The organism is Halofilum ochraceum, from assembly GCF_001614315.2.
Taxonomy (GTDB): domain Bacteria; phylum Pseudomonadota; class Gammaproteobacteria; order XJ16; family Halofilaceae; genus Halofilum; species Halofilum ochraceum.
This window is the reverse complement of the sequence record NZ_LVEG02000013.1, coordinates 2,501-11,110: the sequence shown is the minus strand read 5'-3', so window position 1 is coordinate 11,110 and position 8,610 is coordinate 2,501. Positions and strand designations below refer to the sequence as shown.

Sequence of the window (8,610 nt, the reverse complement as noted above, 5' to 3'; positions counted from 1 at the left end):
TCCCGGAGCTCCCGAACCGTCGAATTACAGTGTTGGTAATATGATCTGGAGCCGATAACCGGATTTGAACCGGTGACCTCTCCCTTACCAAGGGAGTGCTCTACCACTGAGCTATATCGGCCCGGACAACTCTACTTCCTTAATGGCCTCGCACCTTCAGCGCCAGCGACCGGCAGCTGGAGCGGGTGACGGGAATCGAACCCGCGTCATCAGCTTGGAAGGCTGAGGTTCTACCATTGAACTACACCCGCCGGATCAAACCCGGGTGCGACGAGTACGACAGACTCGCCGCGCCACCGCGACCCGGGCAGGCGCTCGCGGCCTACCTGCCCTGCGCCACAGCGACTGTCTTTACTGGTGGAGGGAGGAGGATAGCGACGGGCGCCCTGCCCTCCGCCCTTCGGGCCGCGGCTTTCGCCGCGTCCCGATTCGCTCCTGGCGAATCGGTCGAACCTCCCGGTTCTCATCCTCCTCGTGCCTTCGCCCCACCTCTTCGGCATCCGCTATACCGGTGCCGGAACTACCGTTTGTACTGGTGGAGGGAGGAGGATTCGAACCTCCGAAGGCTAAGCCAGCAGATTTACAGTCTGCCCCCGTTGACCGCTTGGGTATCCCTCCGAGACACAAGCCGCGAATTTTGCCCCACAAGCAGGGTCGCGTCAATAGGCGTGCGGGCGCACGCATTGGGCCGCCCACGGGCCCGTGGGCGGGGAATTGGAGCTGGCGACAGGAATCGAACCCGCGACCTGCTGATTACAAATCAGCTGCTCTACCTACTGAGCTACGCCAGCCCGGTCGCGATGCTGCCAATACCGCCAGCCGGCGGAATCCGGCAACCCCCGGACGCCCCTGCCTGCCGTCGCGAGGCGGCCCGAAGCGCTCGCGCTCAGGGCTTCGGGAGCCGTGATTCTAGGCCACAACGCGGCTGCAGACAATCAATCGCAGGGCCGTTCGAGCCGTTTCAGGGCCTGGTCGGTGGCCAGCGAGTCGAGCACCTCGGATGTCACCCGCTCACGCGGATCGCGGTAGTCCTGCCAGTAGCGGACGCGCTCGCGGGTCCGCAACCGGAGCTCGGCATCGAAACCGAGTTCATTCAGGTAGTCGGCGTGCCGCACCGCGAAACGCTTGCGCTCGAACAGCCCCACGGAGACGGCGTTTTCGAGCTCTTCCCCGGAGACGACGAAATAGTCCTCGATGCCCTGTTGCTGCAATTCCCGGGTCGCCGCAAGCGCCGCCTGGCGCGACTCGAACGGGGGCAGCAGGACCTGGTAGCCGTAGACCTCCTGATCGCGCGTCGTCCTCTGGCGGGGCGCCAGATCGAGGTCGGCGAGTCGCCGCCGCGCCGCTTCCGCCCGCGCCTCTTCCTCGAAGGGCCCGATGGTGAAGCAGACGCTCGGGGCCGCCTCGGCGCCGCGCGACTCCCGCAGCAGCGGGAGCTCGCCGAGCTCGACCGGCGGTTCACTCGTGGCGGGCCCGCGTCCCGGGGTTCCGGACTGGATCCAGCCGAGCAGCGCCGCATTCGCGAGGAGCAGCAGCAGCGCTACCCAGCGCATACCGCATCTCCGCTATGCAGCAGTCCCCGCAGCGTGAGCAGCGGATCCGTCGTCCAGCCGGCATCGAGCCAGGGCATGAGGCGTTCCGCATCGCCGCCGGTCAGGATCCGCTCGGGGGTCGTCAGACGCCCCCCGACGGCGGTCGCCACCCGCTCGATCGCCCCCGCAAGGGCAACCAGGGTCCCGCCGCCGATCGCCCCGGCGGTGTTGTCGCTGGGCAGCGGGGCCTCGTCATGGGACGCGGGCAAGGCCGGCGCGGCACTGCGCAGGCCGGCCCGGCTCGCACTCAGGCCCGCGAAGATCGCACCGCCGAGGTGGCGACCGTCGGCGCTCAGGGCGTCGACGGTCACCGCCGTGCCGGCATCGACGATGATCGCATCCACCGGCCCGAGGGCCGCGCGCGCCCCGAGCAGATTGGCCCAGCGATCAGCACCGAGACTGGCGGGATCCGCGTAGGCGTTGACGATCGTGCCGCAGCGCTCGCGTGCACGCAGCTCGCTGAACGGGACCGCCCAATGGCGCTCGACCCAGTCGCGGAGTACCGCGACCGACTGACGGCCGGCGACGCTGCACACCGTGACCGCCTCGGGCGCCAGGTGCCCCCATTCCCGCGCCCAGGCATCGTCATGGTCGGCGCGCGGTCGCGCGAAGCCCGCCGGTGCGGACAGCTCGCCGTCCGCGCCCAGGGCCCATTTGATCCGGCTGTTGCCGATATCGATCAGAAGTCTCATACACGCGCCCTGATGGTCACTTCCGCACTGTGCAGCGATTGGCGCCGACCGTGGTCATCCTCGAACAGCAGCGCGCCGTTGTCCGCGATACCACGCGCCGTACCGTCGACCGCACCCTCACCGGTCCATACGCGGACCGCGCGCCCCGCCAGCAGATCGAAGGAGTCCCAGCGCGTGCGAAAGGCACCGAACCCGCGGAGCGCGAACTCGTCGAGCGCGCCCGTGACAGCGCCCATCAGTGTACCTGCAAGCCGCGATCGCCCGGGTAAAGCGTCCCCGCCGATGGACCACAGTCCGGCGGTCGCCGTGCCGGTATCCGTGCCCGGGTCGCCGTAATTGATGCCCACGCCCACCGTGACCCGAGTCGCGCCGGCCGCCTCGCCCCGCAGCTCGACCAGGATCCCGCCGAGCTTACGCCCGCCGTGGAGCAGATCATTGGGCCACTTGAGTCCGATTCCGGCCAGCCCGAGCGATGCCAGGCACTCGCACAGCGCGACCCCGACGGCGAGTCCGAGGGCGCCGAGTTCGGCGGGGGAACGGTCGAACGTGCGCACCGCCGAGAAGGTGATCGACGCCCCCGGCGCCGAGTACCAGCTGCGCCCCTGGCGCCCGCGGCCGGCCTGCTGATGCTCTGCGATGCACAGGCGGGTGCGGCCGGACGGCGGGGCCGGGCCGCGCTCCAGATACAGGCTGGTCGAGTCGACCGCGTCGAGCAGCGCCAGCGATTCCGGCGCGGCGGCGGCGTAGCCCGGTGCCGTCTCGATGGCGGCGCGCTCGAGCGGCTGCCAGCCCGGCGGCAGATGATAACCGGCGCCACGCCGGGCCTCGACCGGCCAGCCCTGCGCGCGCAGACGGGCGATCTGTTTGCCGATCGCCGCCCGCGACACACCGAACTCGGCGGCCAGTGTCTCTCCCGAGTGAACGGCGCCGTCGGCCAGTCGCGCAAGCAGTGAGGGGGCGGCCGGACTCATACACCGTCCAGCCAGGCCGCGCGGTGACGTACGGCCGTATCGCCCGAGCGATCGACGATAACCAGTTCGGCCGCATCGGCCGGCGGGGGCTGCAATGCGACGGCAAGCTCGTGCAGGCGATCACCGCGCAGTACGTGCATGGCGATCGCCGTGCCCGCCGGCAGGCGCGCGAGCCATTTGGCGAGGGCCTCCCCGCGAAGGTGCACGCCATCGACGGCGATGACGCGATCGCCCGGTGCGATGCCCGCCGCGCGCGCGGGACCGCCGTCGAATACGCGCGCGATACGCGGCAACTCCGCCGCGGCTTCCACGCTCGCGCCCAGAGCGGGGACATAGCCCGCGCCGGGTTGCGGCACCTGCCAGCGCAGCTCGATCCCGCAAGGGCGAAGCAGCGCCTCGAGATCGAGATCCTGCGTCGAGCGCAGCGCGGTGTCGAAGAACGTGTCGAGATCGAGCCCCGTGGCCTCGCCGGCGACGGACTCGATTCCGCGTTCGTCGATTCCGGCGCCATCACCGTAACGCGCCCAGAGCAACCGCATGACATCGTCGAGCGAGCGTGCACCATCAGTCCGCCCGCGGATGGTGAGGTCGAGCGCCAACGCGATCAGCGCCCCCTTGGCGTAATAATTGACGATCGCGTTGGGCGCGTTCTCATCCTGCTTGTAGAAACGCGTCCACGCGTCGAAACTCGATTCCAGCACCGTCTGGCGAAAGCGCCCGGCCCCGCGATGGACACGGGTGATGACACCAGCCAGGCGTTGGAGGTATTGCTCGTGCGTGAGCCGCCCGGCCCGGCGCAGACCCAGGTCGTCGTAATAGGACGTAAAGCCCTCGAATGCCCACAACAGGGTCGTGTGGACTTCACGCGACAGATCGAACGGCACGAATGCGGCAGGGCGGATGCGCTTGACGTTCCACAGGTGGAAGTATTCGTGACTGCACAGGCCCAGCAGCTCCAGGTAGGGCTCGCGGTCCGCGGGATCGCCCGACAGCGGCAGCGCCTCACGGGCCACATCGAGCACCGTCGACGACCGGTGTTCGAGACCGCCATAACCGCTGCCGACCACGTTCATGAAAAACACGTAGCGATCGACCGGAAGCTCCCCGAACAGATCGATATGGGCGCGACAAACGGCGGCCAGGTCGGCGCACAGGCGCTCGCGATCGACCCGGGGCGCGCCGGACAGGACGATCTCATGCGGCACGCCGGCGACCTCGAACCCGAACCGCGTGAACTCGCCGAACCGGATCGGATGGTCGATCAGCTCTTCATAGTCGCCCGCACGGTAGCGGCCCCAGCCGTCGGCATCGACGGCCTGGGCCTCCATGGTCGTCGCCACCCGCCAGTGCCCTCGGACGGGTGTCGCCGGGGCTTCGATCAACAACTCGAAGGGGCCGTCCTCAATACCGAGCGGGCGGAGGAATACGCTGCTGCCGTTGCAGAACCCGCCCGTGTCGTCGAGTGCCGCGGCCCTCACCGACGGGTCCCATGCATAGACCTGCCAGCGGACCTGCAGCGGACCGGCACAGGGCTCACAGCGCCAGGTGTCCTTGTCGAGCTTCTCGACGCGGACCGGCGCCTCTCCGGACCAGGCCTCCAGCGATACGACATGCCGCGCGAAATCGCGGATCATATAACTGCCCGGGATCCAGGCGGGGAGTGACAGCCGTTGCCCCGAGGGATCGGGCCTGTCGAGTTCAAGCCGGCCACCGAACTGATGGGCCTGTGGATCCTGCGGAATCAGCGTGTAACGCATCGGGCTCATCGATCGCCTGGCTGGCTGCTGGAGCGCACACGATACCGGCCTCCAGGCGGATGCTCCACCGGGGAACGGGCAGCCCTGCGGTATCGCCGGAGGGGGCGGCTGGGGCGCTATCACTGATCGGGTTAGTATACTGCGCGAAATTCCGCAGGATGGTGTCCGGGAAAACCGGATCCGATCGGCCGCATGGAGACCCGATGGACGCGCTTGAACTGCTGCACAACCGCCGGTCGGTCCCCGCCGACCAGCTGGATGACCCCGCACCCACGGACGCTGATCTGGACGCGATCCTGCGCGCGGGCGTCGCGGCCGCGGACCACGATGGTCTGCAGCCATGGCGTTTCCTGATCATACGGGGTGAAGCGCGCGCATCGCTCGGCGAGGTATTCGCGCAGGCGCTGCGGGCGCGGGCTCCGGAAAGTGATGACGCCGCGGTCGCGAAACAGCGCGCGAAACCGTCGCGGTCGCCACTCGTGCTCGCCGTCGCGGCCCGCGTCGATCCCGACAATGAGCGCGTCCCCGCGATCGAGCAGGTCCTGTCCGCGGGGGCAGCGCTGAACCAGATGCAGCTCGCGGCCAACGCCCTTGGTTACGGCGCGATCTGGCTGACCGGTCCCAACGCGCACGACGGCCAGGTCGCGGAAGCGCTGGGCCTGGACTTCGACGATCGCCTGGTCGGATTCCTGTATCTGGGCACGCCCCGCACGGAACAGCCCCCGAGGGAACGGCCCGACCCCGCGCGGTTCGTCACGGAATGGACCGGCGCCCGGGCATACGAGAGCCTCTGATGAAACGGCTTCGGGTCAGCTGCGTTGTATTGGCCATCGGTCTGCAGGGGCTGGCCGCCGCCGACGACGGTATTACGTACAAGTACGAGGAAGACGACGGGACGGTCTGGTTTACGGACCGCAAACCGAACGCGGACCAGCTCGATCAGTTCCACTTCAAGGGCTACCACGGCCGACCGCCGGCCCGATCATCCTGTCGCGGCGCTGACGATGGAGAACTCGCGCGCAGACAGGACCGGATCGAGACACCGGTGCAGCGTCTATCCGACCGCTACGGGATCGACCCGCTCCTGATCAAGGCGATCATCGCCGTGGAGTCCTGTTTCGACCCGAAGGCGGTTTCGCGTGTCGGGGCGCGCGGGCTCATGCAGTTGATGCCTTATACCGCGAATGCCGTCGGCGTCGAGGACGCCTTCGATATCCAGCAGAACCTGCGCGGCGGAATCGAGTACTTCACGCGGATGCACGAACGTTACGACGGCAACACGGCCTTCGCCCTGGCGGCCTATAACGCCGGCCCCGCTGCCGTCGAGCGCCACGACGGGATCCCGCCCTACCCCGAGACACGGACGTACGTCCGTCGCGTCCTCGAACGATGGCGTGCATACCGCAGCCAAGCGAACGGCAAGGGATCCGGAACCGAGTAGCCCGCATGCAGGCCGCGGCGCCGGCCAGGCCGACATTTTTTTCATGCATAAAAAAACCCCGATGATCGATAGACCATCGGGGTTTTACAGCAGGAGCCTGGCGGTGACCTACTCTCGCATGGGGAGGCCCCACACTACCATCGGCGCTGAGCGGTTTCACTTCCGAGTTCGGAATGGTATCGGGTGGTTCCCGCTCGCTATGGCCACCAGGCAAACCGGTGTCCCTGCCGCCGGAACGACAGGGCAAATTCGGGATTCCAAAGGGCATCGGCGCGGTGCATTACGATGCAACCCAACCGCTTGGGTGTTATATGGTCAAGCCTCACGGTCAATTAGTACCGGTTAGCTCCATGCATTACTGCACTTCCACACCCGGCCTATCAACGTCGTAGTCTTCGACGGACCTTCAGGGACCTCGAGGGTCCAGGGAAATCTTATCTTGGGAGGGGCTTCCCGCTTAGATGCTTTCAGCGGTTATCCCGACCATACGTAGCTACCCGGCAGTGCCACTGGCGTGACAACCGGAACACCAGAGGTATGTCCACTCCGGTCCTCTCGTACTAGGAGCAGCTTCCCTCAAATTTCCAACGCCCACGGCAGATAGGGACCGAACTGTCTCACGACGTTCTAAACCCAGCTCGCGTACCACTTTAAATGGCGAACAGCCATACCCTTGGGACCTGCTACAGCCCCAGGATGTGATGAGCCGACATCGAGGTGCCAAACTCCTCCGTCGATATGGACTCTTGGGAGGAATCAGCCTGTTATCCCCGGAGTACCTTTTATCCGTTGAGCGATGGCCCTTCCATTCAGAGCCACCGGATCACTAAGACCTGCTTTCGCACCTGCTCGACGTGTCTGTCTCGCAGTTAAGCACCCTTATGCCTTTGCACGCACTGCGCGATTTCCGACCGCGCTGAGGGTACCTTCGCACTCCTCCGTTACTCTTTGGGAGGAGACCGCCCCAGTCAAACTACCCACCACACACTGTCCCCGACCCGGGTAACGGGCCTGGGTTAGAACTCCGAACATATCAGGGCGGTATTTCAAGGTTGGCTCCATGAGGACTAGCGCCCCCATTTCATAGCCTCCCGCCTATCCTACACAAATATGCTCAAAGTTCAGTGTGAAGCTGTAGTAAAGGTTCACGGGGTCTTTCCGTCTTGCCGCGGGAACACTGCATCTTCACAGCGATTTCAATTTCACTGAGTCTCGGGTGGAGACAGCGCGGCCATCGTTACGCCATTCGTGCAGGTCGGAACTTACCCGACAAGGAATTTCGCTACCTTAGGACCGTTATAGTTACGGCCGCCGTTTACCGGGGCTTCGATCAAGAGCTTCGCCCGAGGGCTAACCCCATCACTTAACCTTCCGGCACCGGGCAGGCGTCACACCCTATACGTCCTCTTTCGAGTTAGCAGAGTGCTGTGTTTTTAGTAAACAGTCGCAGCCGCCTGGTCACTTCGGCCCAGCCCAGCTCAGGGAGCAAGTCCCATCACCAGACCGGGCGCACCTTCTCCCGAAGTTACGGTGCTATTTTGCCTAGTTCCTTCACCCGAGTTCTCTCAAGCGCCTTAGGATTCTCACCCTGCCCACCTGTGTTGGTTATGGGTACGGTCTCTTACTACCTGATGCTTAGAGGATTTTCCTGGAAGCATGGCATCAGTCACTTCGCTCCCTTGGGAGCTCGACATCGCATCTCGGGATTGTGTCTCCGGATTTGCCTAAAGACACTCCCTACTTGCTTGGACCGGGACGACCACTCGCCCGGATGACCTAGCCTTCTCCGTCCCCCCTTCGCAGTAGCAAGAGGTACAGGAATGTTGACCTGTTTCCCATCGACTACGCCTTTCGGCCTCGCCTTAGGGACCGACTAACCCTGCGCCGATTAACGTTGCGCAGGAAACCTTGGGCTTTCGGCGAGGGGGCCTCTCACCCCCTTTATCGTTACTCATGTCAGCATTCGCACTTCCGATACCTCCAGCATGCCTCCCGGCACACCTTCAACGGCTTACGGAACGCTCCCCTACCACGCGCAGAGCGCGTCCGCAGCTTCGGTACACGGCTTGAGCCCCGTTATATCTTCCGCGCGGGCCGACTCGACCAGTGAGCTATTACGCTTTCTTTAAAGGGTGGCTGCTTCTAAGCCAACCTCCT

At 65.6% G+C, this 8,610-nt stretch carries 6 protein-coding genes, 4 tRNA genes, 2 rRNA genes and 1 other RNA gene (1 of these 13 running past the window's edge); 2 read left to right on the top strand and 11 right to left on the bottom strand.

Going from position 1 to position 8,610, the window contains the following annotated elements; translation table 11 throughout:
- Positions 1-46: 46 nt before the first annotated feature.
- The 9 genes from A0W70_RS12430 to A0W70_RS12390 form a co-directional block, all read right to left on the bottom strand.
- A tRNA-Thr gene (locus A0W70_RS12430) sits at positions 47-121 on the bottom strand.
- Positions 122-177: 56 nt separating this feature from the next.
- Positions 178-251: transfer RNA gene (locus tag A0W70_RS12425), tRNA-Gly, on the bottom strand.
- A gap of 104 nt (positions 252-355) precedes the next feature.
- A non-coding RNA gene (locus A0W70_RS12420) (RtT sRNA) lies at positions 356-488 on the bottom strand.
- Between the two features lie 45 nt (positions 489-533).
- Positions 534-618 (bottom strand) — tRNA-Tyr (locus A0W70_RS12415).
- A 97-nt stretch (positions 619-715) separates the two neighbouring features.
- Positions 716-791: transfer RNA gene (locus tag A0W70_RS12410), tRNA-Thr, on the bottom strand.
- A gap of 144 nt (positions 792-935) precedes the next feature.
- Positions 936-1,553 carry an SPOR domain-containing protein gene (locus tag A0W70_RS12405; RefSeq protein ID WP_070989408.1) on the bottom strand — a complete coding sequence of 206 codons (618 nt, stop codon included), beginning with the start codon at positions 1,551-1,553 and terminating at the stop codon, positions 936-938.
- The gene (locus tag A0W70_RS12400; RefSeq protein WP_070989407.1) at positions 1,541-2,284 is read right to left on the bottom strand and encodes a type III pantothenate kinase; all 744 of its coding nucleotides are present in this window, start codon (positions 2,282-2,284) and stop codon (positions 1,541-1,543) included. The genes A0W70_RS12405 and A0W70_RS12400 overlap by 13 nt, the downstream gene beginning before the upstream one ends.
- Entirely contained in the window at positions 2,281-3,255 is a 975-nt protein-coding gene (locus A0W70_RS12395) for a biotin--[acetyl-CoA-carboxylase] ligase (protein WP_070989406.1), read from the bottom strand. Before A0W70_RS12395 ends, A0W70_RS12400 begins: the two co-directional genes overlap by 4 nt.
- The gene (locus A0W70_RS12390; RefSeq protein ID WP_070989405.1) at positions 3,252-5,021 is read right to left on the bottom strand and encodes a M61 family metallopeptidase; all 1,770 of its coding nucleotides are present in this window, start codon (positions 5,019-5,021) and stop codon (positions 3,252-3,254) included. Before A0W70_RS12390 ends, A0W70_RS12395 begins: the two co-directional genes overlap by 4 nt.
- Before the next feature lie 194 nt (positions 5,022-5,215).
- Between A0W70_RS12390 and A0W70_RS12385 the strand changes: the two genes are divergently transcribed.
- Both A0W70_RS12385 and A0W70_RS12380 read left to right on the top strand, forming a co-directional pair.
- Positions 5,216-5,806: a nitroreductase family protein gene (locus A0W70_RS12385; RefSeq protein ID WP_070989404.1), complete on the top strand. Its 591-nt coding sequence runs from the start codon at positions 5,216-5,218 to the stop codon at positions 5,804-5,806.
- Entirely contained in the window at positions 5,806-6,453 is a 648-nt protein-coding gene (locus A0W70_RS12380) for a lytic transglycosylase domain-containing protein (RefSeq protein WP_070989403.1), read from the top strand. The genes A0W70_RS12385 and A0W70_RS12380 overlap by 1 nt, the downstream gene beginning before the upstream one ends.
- 95 nt (positions 6,454-6,548) lie before the next feature.
- On the opposite strand, the gene rrf is transcribed toward A0W70_RS12380, so the two are convergent.
- Both rrf and A0W70_RS12370 read right to left on the bottom strand, forming a co-directional pair.
- Positions 6,549-6,664, bottom strand: a 5S ribosomal RNA gene (gene rrf / locus A0W70_RS12375).
- Positions 6,665-6,764: 100 nt separating this feature from the next.
- Positions 6,765-8,610, bottom strand: a 23S ribosomal RNA gene (locus A0W70_RS12370) (it continues 1,042 nt past the right edge of the window).

Coding starts and splice junctions, on each gene's coding strand:
- A0W70_RS12405 (WP_070989408.1), bottom strand. CDS start 1,553: ATGCGCTGGGTAGCGCTGCTGCTGCTCCTCGCGAATGCGGCGCTGCTC.
- A0W70_RS12400 (WP_070989407.1), bottom strand. CDS start 2,284: ATGAGACTTCTGATCGATATCGGCAACAGCCGGATCAAATGGGCCCTG.
- A0W70_RS12395 (WP_070989406.1), bottom strand. CDS start 3,255: ATGAGTCCGGCCGCCCCCTCACTGCTTGCGCGACTGGCCGACGGCGCC.
- A0W70_RS12390 (WP_070989405.1), bottom strand. CDS start 5,021: ATGAGCCCGATGCGTTACACGCTGATTCCGCAGGATCCACAGGCCCAT.
- A0W70_RS12385 (WP_070989404.1), top strand. CDS start 5,216: ATGGACGCGCTTGAACTGCTGCACAACCGCCGGTCGGTCCCCGCCGAC.
- A0W70_RS12380 (WP_070989403.1), top strand. CDS start 5,806: ATGAAACGGCTTCGGGTCAGCTGCGTTGTATTGGCCATCGGTCTGCAG.